The 18,452-nt window shown below is 32.5% G+C and carries 20 protein-coding genes and 1 pseudogene; 15 read left to right on the forward strand and 6 right to left on the reverse strand.

What is annotated here, in order from left to right:
• Positions 1-5: 5 nt before the first annotated feature.
• From DK442_RS22605 to DK442_RS22625, 5 genes are read left to right on the forward strand one after another with little or no spacing between them, the layout of a single operon-like run.
• Complete coding sequence (locus DK442_RS22605) at positions 6-1,025, forward strand: zinc-binding alcohol dehydrogenase family protein (protein ID WP_109438184.1); 1,020 nt, start codon at positions 6-8, stop codon at positions 1,023-1,025.
• Between the two features lie 29 nt (positions 1,026-1,054).
• On the forward strand, positions 1,055-2,683 hold the full coding sequence (locus tag DK442_RS22610; RefSeq protein WP_109438185.1) for a sodium/solute symporter: 1,629 nt from the start codon (positions 1,055-1,057) through the stop codon (positions 2,681-2,683).
• Between the two features lie 17 nt (positions 2,684-2,700).
• Positions 2,701-3,399, forward strand: coding sequence for an L-rhamnose mutarotase (locus tag DK442_RS22615; protein WP_109438186.1), 699 nt, complete (start codon positions 2,701-2,703; stop codon positions 3,397-3,399).
• 23 nt (positions 3,400-3,422) lie between these two features.
• Positions 3,423-4,919, forward strand: a complete 1,497-nt coding sequence (locus tag DK442_RS22620) for an alpha-L-fucosidase (protein WP_109438187.1) — start codon at positions 3,423-3,425, stop codon at positions 4,917-4,919.
• A gap of 26 nt (positions 4,920-4,945) precedes the next feature.
• On the forward strand, positions 4,946-6,481 hold the full coding sequence (locus tag DK442_RS22625; protein WP_109438188.1) for an alpha-L-fucosidase: 1,536 nt from the start codon (positions 4,946-4,948) through the stop codon (positions 6,479-6,481).
• A gap of 189 nt (positions 6,482-6,670) precedes the next feature.
• On the opposite strand, the gene DK442_RS22630 is transcribed toward DK442_RS22625, so the two are convergent.
• Positions 6,671-7,537: an AraC family transcriptional regulator gene (locus DK442_RS22630; protein WP_109438189.1), complete on the reverse strand. Its 867-nt coding sequence runs from the start codon at positions 7,535-7,537 to the stop codon at positions 6,671-6,673.
• Positions 7,538-8,019: 482 nt separating this feature from the next.
• Between DK442_RS22630 and DK442_RS22635 the strand changes: the two genes are divergently transcribed.
• The 4 genes from DK442_RS22635 to DK442_RS22650 are packed head-to-tail and all read left to right on the forward strand — an operon-like array spanning position 8,020 to position 11,029.
• Entirely contained in the window at positions 8,020-8,970 is a 951-nt protein-coding gene (locus tag DK442_RS22635; protein WP_109438190.1) for an SDR family NAD(P)-dependent oxidoreductase, read from the forward strand.
• Between the two features lie 53 nt (positions 8,971-9,023).
• Entirely contained in the window at positions 9,024-9,959 is a 936-nt protein-coding gene (locus DK442_RS22640; protein WP_109438191.1) for an MBL fold metallo-hydrolase, read from the forward strand.
• On the forward strand, positions 9,946-10,707 hold the full coding sequence (locus tag DK442_RS22645) for a hypothetical protein (protein WP_160114304.1): 762 nt from the start codon (positions 9,946-9,948) through the stop codon (positions 10,705-10,707). The genes DK442_RS22640 and DK442_RS22645 overlap by 14 nt, the downstream gene beginning before the upstream one ends.
• A 16-nt stretch (positions 10,708-10,723) precedes the next feature.
• Positions 10,724-11,029 (forward strand): hypothetical protein, encoded by a 306-nt coding sequence (locus DK442_RS22650; RefSeq protein ID WP_109438193.1) that lies wholly within the window; start codon positions 10,724-10,726, stop codon positions 11,027-11,029.
• A gap of 752 nt (positions 11,030-11,781) precedes the next feature.
• Here the strand turns inward: DK442_RS22650 and DK442_RS28685 are convergent.
• The 5 genes from DK442_RS28685 to DK442_RS22675 form a co-directional block, all read right to left on the reverse strand.
• A complete protein-coding gene (locus tag DK442_RS28685) occupies positions 11,782-12,147 on the reverse strand; it encodes a GNAT family N-acetyltransferase (protein ID WP_235011014.1) in 366 nt (121 codons plus the stop codon).
• Between the two features lie 416 nt (positions 12,148-12,563).
• Entirely contained in the window at positions 12,564-13,064 is a 501-nt protein-coding gene (locus tag DK442_RS22660; RefSeq protein WP_109438194.1) for a DinB family protein, read from the reverse strand.
• Positions 13,065-13,066: 2 nt separating this feature from the next.
• Positions 13,067-13,579, reverse strand: a complete 513-nt coding sequence (locus DK442_RS22665; protein ID WP_109438195.1) for a GNAT family N-acetyltransferase — start codon at positions 13,577-13,579, stop codon at positions 13,067-13,069.
• 4 nt (positions 13,580-13,583) lie between these two features.
• The gene (locus DK442_RS22670) at positions 13,584-14,117 is read right to left on the reverse strand and encodes a DinB family protein (protein ID WP_109438196.1); all 534 of its coding nucleotides are present in this window, start codon (positions 14,115-14,117) and stop codon (positions 13,584-13,586) included.
• On the reverse strand, positions 14,104-14,520 hold the full coding sequence (locus DK442_RS22675) for a MarR family winged helix-turn-helix transcriptional regulator (protein WP_160114305.1): 417 nt from the start codon (positions 14,518-14,520) through the stop codon (positions 14,104-14,106). Before DK442_RS22675 ends, DK442_RS22670 begins: the two co-directional genes overlap by 14 nt.
• A 611-nt stretch (positions 14,521-15,131) precedes the next feature.
• Between DK442_RS22675 and DK442_RS22680 the strand changes: the two are divergent.
• The 6 genes and pseudogenes from DK442_RS22680 to DK442_RS22705 form a co-directional block, all read left to right on the forward strand.
• Positions 15,132-15,293 (forward strand): annotated as a pseudogene (locus tag DK442_RS22680) (single-stranded DNA-binding protein); the annotation flags it as partial.
• 79 nt (positions 15,294-15,372) lie between these two features.
• Positions 15,373-16,230 carry a methylated-DNA--[protein]-cysteine S-methyltransferase gene (locus DK442_RS22685; protein WP_109438198.1) on the forward strand — a complete coding sequence of 286 codons (858 nt, stop codon included), beginning with the start codon at positions 15,373-15,375 and terminating at the stop codon, positions 16,228-16,230.
• A 2-nt stretch (positions 16,231-16,232) separates the two neighbouring features.
• The gene (locus tag DK442_RS22690; RefSeq protein WP_109438199.1) at positions 16,233-16,946 is read left to right on the forward strand and encodes a 2OG-Fe(II) oxygenase; all 714 of its coding nucleotides are present in this window, start codon (positions 16,233-16,235) and stop codon (positions 16,944-16,946) included.
• Positions 16,947-16,950: 4 nt separating this feature from the next.
• Positions 16,951-17,196 carry an Ada metal-binding domain-containing protein gene (locus DK442_RS22695; RefSeq protein ID WP_109438275.1) on the forward strand — a complete coding sequence of 82 codons (246 nt, stop codon included), beginning with the start codon at positions 16,951-16,953 and terminating at the stop codon, positions 17,194-17,196.
• Entirely contained in the window at positions 17,183-17,785 is a 603-nt protein-coding gene (locus tag DK442_RS22700) for an alpha-ketoglutarate-dependent dioxygenase AlkB (RefSeq protein WP_109438200.1), read from the forward strand. The genes DK442_RS22695 and DK442_RS22700 overlap by 14 nt, the downstream gene beginning before the upstream one ends.
• Positions 17,786-17,999: 214 nt before the next feature.
• Positions 18,000-18,395, forward strand: a complete 396-nt coding sequence (locus DK442_RS22705; RefSeq protein WP_109438201.1) for a BfmA/BtgA family mobilization protein — start codon at positions 18,000-18,002, stop codon at positions 18,393-18,395.
• Positions 18,396-18,452: the final 57 nt, after the last annotated feature.

Raw genomic sequence — 18,452 nt, forward strand, 5'->3', positions numbered from 1 at the left:
GAGCTATGAAGATAATACGATTAGAAAAACCAGGAGTTTGGAAAAGTTATTCAAAGGAATTTCCAAGCAGGGATTTACAACCTGGAGAAGCATTGGTCAAGGTTCATAAAATGGGTGTCTGTGGTACAGACTTACATGCCTTTAAAGGCAACCAGCCTTTTTTTGAATATCCAAGAATATTAGGGCATGAGTTAGCTGTAGAAGTATTAGAAATAAGTGCAGAAGTATCTAATGTAAAAGTAGGAGATCGATGTTCTGTAGAACCCTATTATAATGAAAAAATTGGACAGGCCGCTAGAAGAGGGAAAACAAATTGTGGGGATTATTTGCGTGTATTTGGTGTACATGTCGATGGTGGGATGCAGGAAGTCATGAAGATTCCGGCAAAAAAATTACACCCTTCAGGTACATTATCCAATGACCAACTGGCTATGATAGAACCATTAGCAATTGGTTGTCATGCTGTCGATCGTGCAGAAGTAAAACAAGATGATATTGTACTGGTTATTGGAGCTGGTCCTATTGGTTTAGGGACTATTCAATTTGCTCAATTGACAGGAGCCAGAGTGATCGCAATGGATATTGATGCCAATAAGCTTAAAAAAGCACAGGAAATTACTCAGGTAAAAGATACCTTATTAGTCTCAGATCACATCGAAGAAGATTTAGAAGAACTATTAGCTGGTGATTTGCCAACTATAGTTTTAGATGCAACAGGTAGCCCAAAATCTATGTTGAATACGTTCAAGTATGTTTCAGCCGGAGGCACCATTGTTTTTATAGGATTGTTCCAGGGAGACATTGTTTTTAATGACCCTTATTTTCATAAAAAAGAATTGACTTTAAAGGCAAGTAGAGCGGCATTAAGCACTGATTTTAATAGGATTATTAAACTCATAGAAGCAGGAAAAATAAACCCTGAAACGTTTATAACACATCGAATGAATTTTGATGATGTGCCAACAAAGTTTGAAGAACTTTATGATTATGGAGGAGCATTGATAAAGGCAATTATTGACTATTAATTTTTTTTAGACCCGTAAGTACTATTTATATGAATATTTCATTTATCGACCTTTCAATTATAGCCATTTACCTAATTGGTATTGTGATTGTAGGTATTTGGGCCGGAGGTGGTTTCAAAAAACAATCTTCTAACAATTACTTCCTTGCTGGAAGATCATTGGGTTGGGGAGTTGTCGGAGCATCACTTTTTGCCTCCAATATTTCAACAGTTCATATTGTAGGTTTCGCAGAGTCTGGATTTACCTCGGGATTATCCGATGGAATTTTCGAATGGATGGCTATTCCATGCCTGGTATTTTTAGGAATTTTTATTGCACCTTTTTATTTTAGAAATCAAATCGCTACAATTCCAGAATATTTTGAGAGACGGTTTGATGGTGTTTCCAGAACCTTTATGGTTGTTTTTGCCATTTTAACAGCCTTATTAATCCATATAGGAATTAGTTTATACGCAGGAGCTACCATCATGAAGGAGTTTTTTGGACTAGACCAATTATGGGGCGTATTGTTAATCTCAGGTTTAACAGCGCTGTATACTATTTTAGGTGGCTTAAAGGCAGTAGCAGTTACTGAATCTATACAATCCGTAATGTTATTGGGAGGAAGTATTCTCATAACCGTATTCGGTTTAATGATGCTACCAGATATAGGTATTGCCGATTTAGCCTCTTTTAAAGAAAGCATCAAACCAGGAAGTTTATCTATGCTACGCTCGGATGCCACAGTAGCTGAGACAGGTGGGATTCCTTGGTATGCTGTATTTTTAGGGTATCCAGTATTAGGTATTTGGTATTGGTTTACAGATCAGACTATTGTTCAAAGAGCTTTAGGGTCAAAATCTGAAAAGGATGCACGTATTGGTCCAATGTTTACAGCAGTTTTAAAACTAGCACCAGTATTTTTTATGCTCTTGCCTGGTTTGATTGCTTATGTGCTTTTTAAAGATGAAATTACTACTGCTGGTACAGGACAAACATTTTCTATTCTTGTTAATAAATTACTCCCGGTAGGATTGGTAGGATTAGTAATTGCTTCTTTGCTTGCTGCGCTTATGAGTTCGGTTGCAGCTGCTCTAAATAGTTCTTCAACGCTAGTTTCTATAGATATCATTAAAAGGCTAAAACCAGAGACTAAAGATGGCCGCTTGGTTTGGTTTGGAAAAATAACTGCTTTTGTGGTAATGATTATCGCTATTCTTTTTTCATTAATTGCTGGATCAAAAGGTGGTTCTATCATCACTATTGTAAACTCTATTGGTTCTAGTATTGCACCATCAATTTCAGCAGTTTTTATTCTTGGTTACTTTTGGAAACGAGGTACTAAAGAAGCAGCAAAGATTACTTTTGGGATAGGGTTGATTATTGGGATATTAATGTTTGCCTTAGATTTTCCGGATAAAAATGGTATAAAATTAATTACCGATACTTGGGGCATCATATTTATGATGCAAGCGTGGTGGGGTTTTGTTATTTGTTGTCTGATCTTTATCATTATAAGTTTATTGACTCCTACGCCAACAGAAGCACAACAAGCTCTTACCTTTTCTGGTAGCGCGTATTTTAAAAAAATAAAATCAACCTTTGATTATCGAATAATTGGTATTGTAGTATTAATAGTATTGGTCGTATTGTGGCTAATAATTGAAATGATTGCATAACTTAAAAATACATAAGAATGAAAAAATACATCGCTATAGTTTTATTGATCTTTACGCTATGTGCTTGTAATCAAAACAAGGGAGATGATGGAAAAGTGAGAAGGTTCACATTTGCTATTTCTTCATCAGTAAGATTACCCTCAAACCTGAATATAAATGATACATCCATAGAGATAGAAGTGTTTAAATTGAATGATAAAGCGTTTTTGATCATTGATGCTCCAGGTAATTACAACTTCGAAGATGTATTAACTACATTACAAAAAAACAATTCTTCAGTATTTGTTTTGTTAGAATCTCTATCTCCCTTAGAAAGAGTTTACAAATTAGATCAGGAACATGAATATACGCCTCTTGAAGGACAACTGATATCCATTCAGGAAAATACAAAAAAGTATGTTTTGACCTTAGAAATCATCAATGATCCTGAATTAAAAAAAGAATATAAACGAGTACATGGTAAGGGAATGGCTTGGCCAGAGATCACCGCCAATATGAAAGAAGTTGGCATAAAAGATATGGAAATCTATTGGGAAGGCTATCAGGCGTACCTAATTATGGATACCAAAATGGATTTTGATTTTGCTACAGATGGAGAAAAATGGAGCACTTTACCTCGGGAGTCTGAATGGCAAGAATATGTGGCAAAGTTTCAAAAAGTTAATCCACAAAGTAAGGCTGCCGAAAAGTGGCAAACTATGATTCTGCAAAAGTAAAAAGGCATTTTTTCTAAAGTATTATGAAACAGATATTAAGTATAACATTGGTTTGCATATCCCTTATTGGATATGGTCAAAAAATACAAGAAACCTATAAACCTACATGGACTTCATTGCAGCGACATGAAATACCACAGTGGCTAAAAGACGCTAAATTTGGAATATACACTCATTTTTCTTTAGAAAGTATGAGGTTTATCAAAGGCAATGAAAATAAATATCAGCATGAGATGATTGGTGATTTCAAGTTTGAAAATTTCGATGCTGCTGAATGGGCAGAACTTTTTAAAAAATCAGGAGCCAAATTCGCGGGTCCAGTTTCATGGCATGGAAGCGGAATGGTACATTGGGATAGTGATTTAACTCAATTAGATGTTGTCGATATGGGACCTAAAAAAGACATATCTGCATTATTAAAAAAAGAAATCACAAAACGTAATATGAAATTCATCATGTCTTTTCATTCAGGATATTGGTATCGCGCTGCTATCGATAGAGATAACCCTGGTAGAAAAGATCCCAATTTTTATGAATTATATGGACCGCCTCATGATGAAGATGTAACAGATGCTATACCTTGGGAAAATCATATTGAAAAACAATCTAAGTATACAGAAGAGCATCTGGATCTTTGGTTAGCAAAAATGAAAGAAGCCGTTACAAAATATAGCCCAGATATTTCTTGGGTTGATGTTTCTTTTGGGGGTAGCGTTCGGGCACATAATATAAACTCCTTTAAAAATGGAAAGGTGGTCTCTAAAGAAATCTATTTTAGTGGTGTTAATGAAAGTAGACAAAGAGAATATATTAGTCATTATTTTAATACAGCACTTAAAAATAAGCAAGATGTAGCATTTGTTTATAAAGAGCATGATATCCCACCAGGTATTGGAATGCGAAATTTTGAAAATGGACTTATTGATCAATTGACATATGATACCTGGATGACCGATATTGACATATGTCAACCTGTTAGTTGGTGGTATCAAGAAGGTATGGGAATTAAAGATGCTAACTTATTAATTGACATGTTAGTAGATGTTACATCAAAAAACGGAATTCTGTTGTTAAATGTACCTCCAAAACCTGACGGTGCTTTTGCAAATTTTATAAAAAAAGAACTGTACGAAATTGGGGATTGGTTAGAAATCAATGGAGAAGCCATTTATGGAACCATGCCTTGGTCTATATATGGAGAAGGCCCATCATTTCTTCCCAATACAGGGCACTATTCAGAAAAGAAAATTAATGCCTCCTATACATCAAAAGACTTTAGGTTTACCCAAAAAGATAATATACTATATGCTACTTGTCTAGGAATACCTAAAGGAGAAATTACTATTAATTCGTTAGGGTCTTATGGAAGATTATATGCAGATGATATACTTTCTATTGAACTATTAGGTAGCGATGTAGAATTAAAATATCAACAAAAAAAATATCATTTAAAAGTTGAAATGCCTACTAATTTTGAAGGTAAATATGCTTGTGTTTTTAAAATTAAAAGGAAGTCTTAACTGAATTTTTTATAAAAGTTTAAAGAATGAAAAAAATAATTTACATACTATTTACTATTAGTTTAGTGGCTTGTCAATCAAAAAAAAAGAATAAAATTGAAGTTGATACAGAAAATCAAAAACTCACAACACAAGCATTCAAGTTTGAAGAAAATTGGGATAGTTTAGAGCAATATAAGATTCCTCAATGGATGAAAGATGCTAAATTTGGAATCTTCATACACTGGGGACCTAACTCGGTAGCCGAACTACATACGGACTGGTATCCCCGTTGGATGTATATGGATTCAGGGCAAATAGACCATATTACAGGAGAATATACCAGTAGAGAGCCTCATCCTGCTGTAGCACATCACAGAGAGAAATTCGGTGACCAAAAGGAGTTTGGATATAAAGATATGATCCCGCTATGGACAATGGAAAATTTTGATCCAAAGGCTTGGGCAGAATTATTTAAAAAGGCCGGCGCACAATATGTAATCCCTGTGGCAGAACACCATGATGGTTTTGCTCTTTATGAATCTGGTATTACACCTTATAATGCAATGGATATGGGACCAAAACGTGATGTTTTTAAGGAATTGATAGACGAGGTTAAAAAACAAGGCTTGATATCTGGTGCCAGTTCTCATTTGGCTTTTAACTGGAACTATTATAACCAACAAGATTACTTTGATACCGGTGATCCACAATATACAGATCTCTATGCCCCAAGGCATGAGCGAAATGCTCCTGTGAGTAAAGAGTGGTTGGCTAATATGTGGTGGCCTCGAACAAAAGAAATTATAGATAAGTATCAGCCAGATATTTTGTGGTTTGATTTTTATCTGGATCGTCCAGAATTTGCCCCTTATCATAAGAAATTAGCTGCGTATTATTATAATTCAGGCCTCGAGAGAGGCAAAGATGTAGTACTTCAAACCAAGAATCTAAAATATGAATCTTATAAAAAAGGAACTCACATGTTGGATTTGGAGAGAAGTAAAATGGATTCCTTACGTAACGAGTATTGGCAGACAGATACATCCATTGGTAAGAATTCATGGTACTACGCTAAAAACTGGATTCCTAAATATGCAGATGAGTTAATTGCAGACCTAGTCGATATTGTTAGTAAAAATGGCTGTTTACTGCTTAATATTGGTCCCAGAAAAGATGGGATTATTCCAGAGGATCAGCAAAAAACATTATTGGATATAGGAGAATGGTTAGCGATAAATGGTGAAGCCATTTATGGATCGACTTATTATGAGGTATATGGTGAGGGTCCAACAGAAACCAAAACCGGTCATCTTTCTGAAGATAAAAATAAAGGTTTTACAGAAGAAGACATTCGTTTTACGATCAAGGATGATTTTTTGTATGCTACGGTGTTGGTCGAACCAACAAAAGATATCAAAATCAAATATCTCACTTCATCAAAAATAAAGGTTGATACTATAAAACTATTGGGATATGATGGTGACATTGTATTTAAGCAGAATGCTGAAGGTATTACAATTTCATTACCATCTAATGTAAATCTGAAACATGCAAGGGTGTTTAAGATGATTAAGAATTAAGAAATTCAAATTGAGTATAATTTAAGATGATTCCTATGAGTACGATACATGTATTTTCATATACTCACGGAGTAGTTACCAAAAAAGATTTTGAGGATGTGAGGTGTCCAAACTGGATTTAGAATATTTAAACGGATGATGAGTAGGTATTTTTATGCAGTAGAGCACTTTGTTTTCCTGGATTGAATATTAAAACTTCCCTCTTGTTTTGTATTGTTTTGGAGCTATTCCAAACCTTTTTTTGAAAGACTGAGAAAAACTAGAAAGACTAGAAAACCCCATTTCTTCATAAATCTCACTTGGATTTTTTTTGTGAACACCGATGAGGTAAGCTGATTTCTCAAGCCTTTTTTCACGAATCCATTTTCCTGGACTGACTCTGTATAAATCAAAAAACACCCTTTTAAATGTAGAAATGCTCATATTACATAGAAAAGCCATTTCTTCTATTGTACTCAAATTGAATATGTTCTTTTCTATAATCTTTTTAAACATACTTTCATTACTGTAGCTAGTGGGCGTCTTAAAAAAATCAATGACAGATTTCCCGTATTGTTCAAGAAGATATAACATAATCTCTTCAAACTTTATAAGTTGTAGCCTAGAGGAGAATGTACTATTGTCATGAAAAATTTCTTTTATAGTAGTCTTAAAGTTATCGAGATAAGAATCTGTGGAAATCGAGATTTTGTTTTGTATAGAAAGTTTAGAATTTGAATGGTTGCATAAATCTTGATATTTATGCCTAATACGTTCTAAAGCAGTAGAGTTGAAAAAAATCAAGATGCTATGATAGGGCTTGTCGGTTGGTGCAATTTTAGTGGATAAATAATTACCAGATTTGAAGAGTAAACAGGAGTTGCGGTCATAAAATAAATTTTTATCCCCTACAATGATGTGCTTTTTTCCGCTTAATAACAGAGTAATACAATGACTATTAAATGTGATTTTTGTTCTATAGTCAACATCATCACTAACATGATAATAAAAAATAACATCATTATATTCAGGCACTCTTGTGCCAATTAAAATATCAGGAAGATTTATTATGTTCATAATAGCATAAATTTACCTCAATCTTTCTGATGAAGATATTGGTTTTTTGTATTTCTTGTTATCATCTTTTCAAAACCGGATCTTGTCTTTATTACTTGTTAGCTCAATAGTATGGATTAAAGAAAGCATCCACTCAGAATCTACTGCTTTTAATTTTAAGATTTATAGATTCATAATCACCAAATTTTCTGAATACTACTCAGATTTTTACAAGATAACCTTGATAAGATACCCGTTTCTATTTCTAAAACATGGTTTGTACCATACGAATATAATTGTAAAAATTAATGATGTGATACTTTTTGCAAGGTAAATTTCTCAAAATATTTGGACATCTATATTGAAAAAATGAAGAAATAATTAAGATGAACTTTTTTCTAAATTTTTTGAACTAATTGAATAAGTTCGTGTGATATCGTAAGCTCTATTTTTGTGAAGGTATAAGCCATCTGATTCAAACACCACATTAAAAAACAATTGATATGAGCCGAAAAATGAACAGACGAGAAATTTTAAAGACCTCTGCGTTAACCATGGGTGGGATGTCTATAGCTGGTTTTAGCCCCAGTAGCATATTTTCTGATGATGCTCATGATTTATATTTTGAAAAAAAAGTTGCTTTTATTACCGGAGGTGCCAGAGGAATAGGTTTTAGCACGGCAGAAGAATTGGCCAAACTAGGTGTTCACATTGCTATTTATGATATAGCCATGAACATAGAAGATGTGCCCTATGAATTGTCTTCAATTGATGATTTAGAAAATGCCAAAAGAAAGATAGAATCATACAATGTAAGTTGTATAATATTTAAAGGTGATGTGCGAAATGAAAAAAGCCTTATAAGGGCACTATCCGAAACGAAGAAAAAATTTGGAAAAATAAATTTTGTAGTGGCTAATGCGGCAGTAACGCGTTTTGGAGATTTGCTGAGTCATGATGAAAATGTCACCCAGACCCTATTGAATATTAATCTAAAGGGAGTAATTAATACCGTTAAAGGGGTTATTCCTATTCTAAAAGAGCAAAACTCAGGAAGAATTATAACCATTAGCTCAATGGCTGGTAGAGAGGGCACAGGTTTTTTTCCAGTATATACTGCTACCAAATGGGGTGTAATCGGTTTTACAAAAAGTATGGCAATCGAATTAGGTGAATATGGTATTACTTGTAATACAATTTGCCCAACTGGTGTGAAAACCAAACTTGTACTAAATGAGCATATGGCTCAAATATTCGGAAAACCAGATGTAGAAAATAGAGGAGAAGGGTTCAATTCTTACTTAAAATCTACTGTTCATACGTTGCCCATTGGTTTGTTAGATCCTATAGAAATAGCAAAAACAGCTGTTTTTCTCTGTAGTGAAGGAGCACGGTATATTACGGGGGCTGCACTAGATGTTGCAGCAGGTTGGAACGCAAGGAATACGGCATAGCCGCAAATAGAACAATAAAATAAATTATAATATTATGTATAAACTCAAATCAAATGAGATTTAAATTACTTGATTCCACCATATGTTTTCTTATATTTTTTCATTGTGCTTTCTCACAACAATCAGCATCTGCTCCCACTAAAACCTTATATGAGATTGAAGATCATGTATATATATTTCAAGGTGGTGGCACGTGGGCTTTGACCTCTATTATATTAGAAGACAATGATACACTTATCCTTATTGATACACATTTTTCTGATGAGAATAATCTGCTGTTAATTGAACAGTTAAAAAACATATTCCCTAAAAAGAAGGTAGGCACAATTGTGATTTCACATCCACATGCAGATCATTTTATGGGAATTAAATTGTTCAAAGAAGCATTTGGTGAAATTGATGTTATCTCAATTAAGGGAGAGAACGATCACATAGAAAAAACCACAAAAATTCTATATCAAGCCTATGAGGAAGTTTCTCCACAAAAACTGGTAAAACCATATGATATAGTTCATCCCAATATAGAAGTGGACAAAAATTTTACTATTCCATTTGCCAATAGATCCGCAGAATTCGAAATTATCGACCAGAATGAGAGTTGGAAATCACTCATAATGTATTTGCCTGACACTAAGCTTTTATATCTAGCCGATCTTTATTGGGGAGGGCTTGCCCTGGATATTGAAGGATTTGGTGCCTCGCTCATACTTTGGGAAAAGGAGCTTAGAAATGTTATTGACAGGCCAACAGGAAAAATCATCCCGGGTCATGGAGTGGGATTATACCATCGGGATAAAATTAAAGAGTTTCTTAACGACATTTCGGGTTTTATTATTACCAGTATAAGAATGATCAAACAAGGAATAAAACGAGATGAATATATACAAAGTGATTTTCATGATAAAATTATCTTCTTTGGAGGGCGTGAGTTAAATCTGGGCCACGCATATGACGAAATCAAAACATCCATTAAAAATGAAAACAAATAAATACTTAAAACTACTATTTTCGCTAATACTAGCAATCATATCGAGTTGTTTTTTAAATGCTCAAAAACTTGATCAAAAAATACTAGAACCACCTTTTATGGCAAAAAGTGAAAATTTTTCGATCGTGCTGTTCAATCTCGATGCCCATGGTGTACAAGAAATTTTGCCTGAAGGAGTTCAACCAAAAATAAAAGAAGATGGCCAGGTAACGGCTGGACTAGAGTTGTATACAACCTCACGTGTACAAGGAATGCCAATTTTTTCCATTGCATTTATTTATGTCGAGGTAGAATTTATGGAGAGTAAAAATGGTACTCCAGGGCATTGGGCCATTTGGGGAGAAACCAATAACAAAGAAGTTTTGGCCAGTATGAAATCGAATTATGGCTTTCCATATCAATATTCTTCAGAAATCAGTATCACAGCCAAAAAAGGAAGTTATATGAGCACGATATTTGGAGACGAAGATGAACGTTTACATATACAATTAAAAAAAGAACAGGCAACAGAACCTTTGATAGCACAAGGAATTGTCAATATGTGCGGAAAGATAAAAAATGGAAATAATGTACAATCAGAGGTTACTTGGTTTACTACTGGTCAGAAAGCAGAAGTAATTTCTATAGAAGTTGAACCAGGTGAAAATAAGGTTTTACAATTGTTAAAGGACTCAAAACCATTTTGGGCCATGGTTAGCGAAGAACAGGTTTTCTGTTACTCAATTCCAATTTCAATCACGCATAACTAATTTATCATATTATACTATGGGATTAACATATATTGACTTTGTTATAGGTCTTACTTTAATAAATACAATTCCGCATTATGTACTCGGAATCTGGAAAGGGCGAATGTTTAGCGGTTTAGGTTTTGGGAATAGTCAAAACATTATATATGGCTTACTCAATTTTAGTACTTCGATTGGTTTGTTTATCTATAAATATGACTTTAAAGGACTTTTAGAGAATGGTATATATTTAGGAAGCGTATTTGTAGTTCTTTGTTATTTTGTAGTTGGTAAATTATGCTATAAGTACTTCCATAAAAAGTATTATCTCAAAAAGGAATAGTGTCTGGGCAAAACTACTTCACTTATAAATATAAATAATGGATAAAGACTATGTAAAACTTTGATCAGAATCTTTATTAGTAAAATAACATCCCTGTATGCAAATAGCAAATACGGGATTTTGTTTTATTACATCATATGAATTCAATTCTTATTTATGATAGTCTGAAAACTATAGAACCTTGTAATTTTAAATTACAAGGTTCTATTTAATTTGTCGGGATGGTAGGAGTATAGTGTTGATGCGCAATGTTTTGTATTTGAATTAGTTACAGATTTAGAAACTCAACTGTTAGCCGATTTGTTGATAATACTATAAATGAACTTAAAGCAAAATGCTTTACTTTCTGATAGTGTAAACATATTATTTATACTATTTCAACCCAATATAAAATAGCATTTATTTTAAGAACTTCGTTAAAAATAGTATTGAGCAATTTGCTTATAGAAGTCCCATCTATCAATTCCACTTTTATGTATATACTTGTGTTTATTAAATTCAGGCTTAATTTCTTTATTGTCTATCATATTTTTTTCTTAAATATTTCAATCATTTTTCTACTTCACCCCATTCATAGTTAGTTATTGAAAAAACAACTGTGTCTCGATAGCTCCCATTATTATTTGATCTATGATTTCTTAATATTCCATCTTGCTCTGCACCAAGCCTTAGAATTGCCACCCTTGAGCGGAAGTTATGTATATGCGTCATAAATTGAACAGATATACAATTCAAGTTCTCAAATGCATGTTTTAATAAAAAAGAGTTTTACATTCTGTATTGACTCCTGTCTTTTGATGTTTTTTAGCGTACCAAGTATATCCAATTTCAAGTCGTCTATGTTTGTAATCTATATTACAGTATCTGGTCGAACCAATAACTTTTCTACTTTTTCTGTCAATTACCACGAATGGAAATTGAATTCCATTTTGCTTTTGTGTTAAAGCAGTCTCGACATAATTGTCAATATTATTGGCTGAAGGAACAGAAGTAAACCATAATTCCCATAATTTCCCATCTGATGCAGCTTGTAGAAGACTGTTTTTATGAGATTTCTTCATTGGAATTAATTTGACATTTTCTCCTATTAACTCTAGTGTTTCAATCCAATTTCGCATTTTAGATATTAAGTTTCTTGAATATATAGAATATGAACTTAAATGTCATTTCTTTCTTAGAAATAAAGGAATCAAACTTCATTTGTAAATTGTTTTGACTCAAAACTAAAACAGTGAGAATGATTTATACTTACGAACTATTTAACTATCGTGAATCTTTAATAAGTGTTAATCCTCTAATTGTGCTTTTTATGATATCCGTTTTTTGTATGTTTCAGTTTTTTAAAATTATACAGTTGTATTGCTATGAACAATAATTCTGAAACCAATACGGGATAAGCTGGGGTAAAAAAACATAAAATATATAGAATGAACAAGAGATAATATGCAATATCCTAAATGGGAGCATTTTCTTCTTGGTTACAGCAAGTAATCCAGTAATTACCCCATATACCCAAGAATATCAGCCATAAATTTTATTTAATGCTATTTCTTATTACCTCTTCGGATGTTAATCCGAATATAGGGGGAGTTTTAACATCAAGCATAACTAAGTAAAGGTATAACTGGCCTCTATGATGAATTTCATGTTCAAGCATAGCGCGTAACCATTTCCATATAGAAATTTCAACACCACTTGGTGTTAGGCATTTTTTTCTTAAATTTCCATCTGTTAGTTTTGAAAGCATTTCTATAGACTCTTTCTTTTTGTTTTTATAGTATTCAATCACATTTACTAATCCAAGTGCGTACTCTTTCCCACATCCAGAATATTTACTTTCTTTGAATTGAACATTCTCAGCAAACATGTACCTTTCAATATTGGCGAGATGTCTTATTAGATCACCTATTGTAAATTTTCCAGTCTTATAAGTCCATTCAATTTTTTCCTCAGGGATATAGTTAAATAGCCTTTCCGTTCTATCCTTTATTTTTGAATAATAGTCTAGGAACTCATTAATGTTAGTTATTTGCATAATTATTTTATTAAGTATTCCAATAATGTAACCTCTAAGTTTCTATGTTGAATTGGTAGATTCTTAGTACCTCCTGTTGTATATTCTTCAACAACTTTAAATCCATATTTTTTATAGAATTCTATAATTGCAGGATTTGCGGTCCAAGTGTCCATTCTAACAGTTTTCAAACGATTTTTAATTGAATAATCGATTGCCCACTTTAAGACTTTTTGAAAAAGTTTTTGGCCTTTAAAATTTGGGTTTACAACAATCCTGTGGAGATAAATAGAGGTTCCTTTTTCCTTTTTTCTCCAAATTAATTGGTCAGAGAAAACCACCCCCCAAGCGCATAAAATAGTATTATTATATACTATTTTATAGTTTAATCCATTCTTTATTTCTTTTAAAAGATACTCTTTGTCAATGGAATCCCATCCGAAGTAGTTGTTTCTCTTTTGATACTTAATTGCCTCTTTATACATCCAGCAGATAAAGTCAAAATCTTTTATTTCAGTATTTTTTATCTGGTACATACTCTTATCTTTTATTACCTACTATTGAAATATAATTTTTCCACGGACCGATTTCTTCTTTGTATTGAAATGCCATAGTCCTGCATATTTGAGAGATATGGCCTAAATCATGTACACACCAGGCACTTATTTGTTGAGCTAAAGTAACTTCCCCAAAATCAGGGTGTATTGCGGTTCTGTTCAAATCATCTTCAGAGATTTTTTTTGATTTTAATTTCTTAATATTCTGAACTCTCAAATTGTTGAAATGCATTAGAATTTCATCGAGAGATTGTTGCTCAATTGTATTTTCTTGTCTTTCAAATGGTTTGTAAGTTTTGTTAATTCTATCCGTTAGGATAATTTCAATTCTTGGTATCCAGTTGTTTTTTTCAGCTAGAATTAAGTGCTTTAATACCATAATAGGGCTCCAAGTGCCTTTACCCTCATTATTCTGAATCCATAATCCACTTTTCCCTTTGAGTAAACCATTTACTACCTTTGGAGTGCTTTCTAATATTTCAATACTATAACTTATACTAAAATTACTTTTGTTCATTTTTACTAGTTTTAATCTCAATTACTCTCGAAAGCAACCCTTTTTGTTCCATTTTTTCTTCAACTATCGCCAATTGTCCTAAAAACTCATTATCAAAAATATCGCGGACAGCTATTTTTATTTGATTCCATTCAGCCTGTAATTTTGGCAATTCCTTATATGCTTTTTCTGTAAGTTCAATTATTTGCTTACGTGAGTCCTTAGCATTTGCTCTGCTAGTTACGTAACCGACTTTCTTCATTTTCTTTATAATTGTAATAACTGATGGATGAGAAAATTCAAGAGCCTTGGATATTTCCGTTACAGAAAGTTGTTTCTGCTCCTTTAATAATAGAAATATAAGATGCCAGTTCGGTTCAATTGGTAATTCCAGATAGTCATATACTCTCCGTGCATCATGCATTAGTGTGTCACTAATTCTTTTGACTCGTGCTGTTACTCCGATTATCTGTAAATTCTTCAAATAGTTCATAGTATATTATGTAGTTGACTACAAATATAATTAAAATATGTAGTCAACTACATATTTTAACAAAAAAAGTAATAAGCTATGTGAGTAGTTAGGAATTAAAGCATACTACTTTACAACGCAAAGAGTGGTTAATCTTCAATAATTCGTAAAATCAAAATTAACTTACTTCCACAACCACCATATTAAGATTCCTGAAGTTTTTTAATCTGCTTACCAAGCCCTCATCATCAAGCTTTTTTTGTTAGCAAAACAACAACATTCAGTTTTGAACTACGGTATAAATCAGGCTCGTTCCTTCCTCTTTTTTATACGTCTTATCAAATCTGAATATTGAATCATACGGGGCATCAAAAAAAGCTAACAACGAAGGGGCTATGGGAAGTAAATCAAAATATCAGACTATGAAATCATCTCAAAATATCCAAAAAGGGAGTGGAGCTAAAAAAATAAAAAAGGAAAACACTCTGGATATAATAAGTAAATCAATTTTTTAATAATTTAAATCTATAATTATGAGTACTATCAAAAATCATGTATAGTTAATCAGAAACGTTGGTATTGAGCCAACAATTACCAATCTTGAAAGCGGTAAAAAAGTAGCCCGTTTATCCTTGGCTACCAATGAAAACTATAAGGATAAAGATGGAGAAAAGCAGACCGACACCAATTGGCATACCATTGTTGCTTGGGGCAAGGTCTTAGATAATAAAAAATAATAAGCAAGTTTCGGGTTTTATTCTAGTTGAATCACTTTTATTTTTGTTATTATAAAATTTCATTTGTATGAACGAACAAGAATATATCAATTATAATCGAATAGCAGAAGCTATCGAATACATACAACATAACTATACGGAACAACCAACACTTGAGGAGATTGCTAAAAAAGTACATTTAAGTCCTTTTCATTTTCAAAAAATGTTTACTGATTGGGCAGGTGTTAGTCCTAAAAAATTCTTACAATTTATAAGTGTTCAACATGCAAAACAAATTCTGAATAATTCACAATCCACATTATTTGAAACGGCATACAAAACAGGACTTTCAGGTACAGGTAGATTGCATGATTTATTCGTGAAAATTGAGGGGATGACACCTGGAGAATACAAAAACAAAGGAGAAAATTTAACTATAAACTATAGCTCTTCAGAAAGTTTATTTGGGCGAATTTTAGTTGCTTCCACATACAAAGGCATTTGTTATATGGGGTTTTCGGACGATAAACAAATTGCTTTTTCTGAATTAGAAAAACGATTTCCCAAAGCAAAATTTATTCAACAAACAGACGAAATTCAACAAAATGCTTTACAAATTTACACACAAGATTGGAGCAAGATTAATAAAATAAAACTACACCTAAAAGGAACCAATTTTCAACTAAAAGTTTGGGAAGCACTTTTGAAAATTCCAACGGGAAATTTAGCAACTTATGGTAACATTGCTAACCTCATTCAAAAACCGAAAGCACCAAGAGCAGTAGGAACTGCTATTGGAAACAATCCTATTGCTTTCTTAATTCCTTGCCATAGAGTTATTCAATCCACAGGAGTATTTGGTGGTTATATGTGGGGAACTACTAGAAAAACAGCCATTATTGGTTGGGAAGCATCAAAAATCAATACTTCAAATAGTATTATATAGCAATGGAAAATCTAAAAACAAAAATTGCTACAACCGATTGGCAATCTGTATCTGAATCAATGAACGAAAAAGGTTATGCAATTATTCCCAAAATTCTATCAGATGAACATTGCAATGAATTAATACAAGAATACAATAGCGAAAACCTGTATCGAAAAACGGTTGTAATGGAACGCTATCGTTTTGGTTTGGGCGAATATAAATACTTCAATTATCCACTTCCTAAAATTATTCAAACACTAAGAAAAACTATCTATCCTAAACTTTCGCCTATCGCAAACCTTTGGATGAAAGTATTGAATATCGATAAAATATTTCCCAAAACATTGGAAGAACTACAATTCCTTTGCCACCAAAATAACCAGTTAAAACCAACACCATTGATTTTAAAATATGGAAAAGGAGGTTTTAATACTTTGCATCAAGATTTATATGGAGACGTTTATTTTCCTATACAATGTGTTCTTTTTTTAAACAAGACTGATAAAGATTTTACAGGTGGAGAATTTGTTTTGACACAACAAACACCAAGAGCACAATCAAAAGCTATAGTTTTAAAACCAAAAAAAGGCGATATGCTCATTTTTACTACAAATTTCCGACCAGTTAAAGGAACAAGAGGTTATTATCGAGTAAATATGAAACACGGAGTTAGTGAAGTAATTAGTGGAGAACGACATACTTTAGGTGTTATATTTCATGATGCAACAAACTAATAAAATGATAAAACATATCGATATTGATGCTGCCGAACTTCATCAAAAAATTAAACGAAAAGAAATTGTTTACGGAGGAAATCTTAACCTAAAAATTTACGGAACTCTGCAATGCAAATCAGGCAAAAGAATGAAAGCCAAAAATCGTGTTTTCTTCAATACAGTAGAACAAGCCAAAGAACTTGGGTTTAGACCCTGCGGACATTGTTTACGTGCCGACTATAAAATTTGGAAAAATGGACTTGTTTAATATCACAAAGAATGCAAACATATTACCTTTTGATGGAGAAGTAAATTATTATGGTTCAATAATGAGCATAGAAAAATCGCAACATTACTTTGACCAATTATTACAAAATATTCAATGGGAAAATGACAAAGCAATCATTTTTGGAAAATTGATTATTACCAAACGAAAAGTAGCTTGGTATGGAGATAAACCATTTAATTACACCTATTCAAAAACCACTAAATCCGCCCTACCTTGGACTAAAGAACTTTTAGAACTTAAAGAAATTATAGAAAATAAAATAGGGGAAAAATTCAATTCTTGTTTGCTTAACCTATATCATAACGGAGATGAGGGAATGGCTTGGCATAGTGACGGAGAAAAAGATTTGAAGAAAAATGGGGCAATTGGTTCATTAAGTTTTGGAGCAGAGCGTAAATTTTCATTCAAACATAAAACTACAAAACAAACAGTTTCTGTCCATTTGGAAAAAGGTAGCTTATTGGTTATGAAAGGAAAAACGCAAACAAATTGGTTACATCGTTTACCACCAACCAAAAAAGTAAAAAATGCAAGAATAAATTTAACTTTTAGAACTATTGATATTTAAGACAGCAAGTATCAGGTTTTATAGGCTTTAGCATGAGTGTAAGTTTGCATGGTAATTATTAATTTAAAGACGAAATATGCAAACATTAAAAGACAAAATTACCCTAATTACAGGAGCAAATAGAGGAATTGGAAAATCACTCGTTAAAGCATCATTGAAAAAAGGAGTAAAAAGGCGTTCAGCCCAGAAAAACCAATAAATTTTTAGAGTAAAAATGGATAACGGATACGAAAAAGAAGAATTTACTACGATTACCTTTAAAGCTTCCGTTACTAAAAAGTTTCGAGTTTTTAGTAAGAAAATGAGAGCATCTAATTCTATGACACTACTTATGATGTTGGACTTTTTTGAAATCAATAATGTGTCTCCAAAAGAATCTATTGGTCCAACAATTCATACGCTTGAAAATTTAATTAAAAAGCGTAAAGCTTCTTATCAAAAATTGGAACAAAAAGTGATTCACAAATTTAAAATGCCAAATCTAGTCAAGACTGGAGAGAAAAAACGGTTTGTGTATGTACTGTCTAAGTTTGTTTTAGGTGATAATGAGAAATTAGAGATTGAGTTTAAGGAGCTAAAGGGAAGTAGGAAGATTGTTTTAAAGAATTAAAAAAATCCAAAAACTAGTTTTTGTTGTATATTACCTAAAAGTAAACAATCTATACAA

The organism is Aquimarina sp. AU119 (assembly GCF_900312735.1).
GTDB classification, from domain to species: Bacteria; Bacteroidota; Bacteroidia; order Flavobacteriales; family Flavobacteriaceae; genus Aquimarina; species Aquimarina algiphila.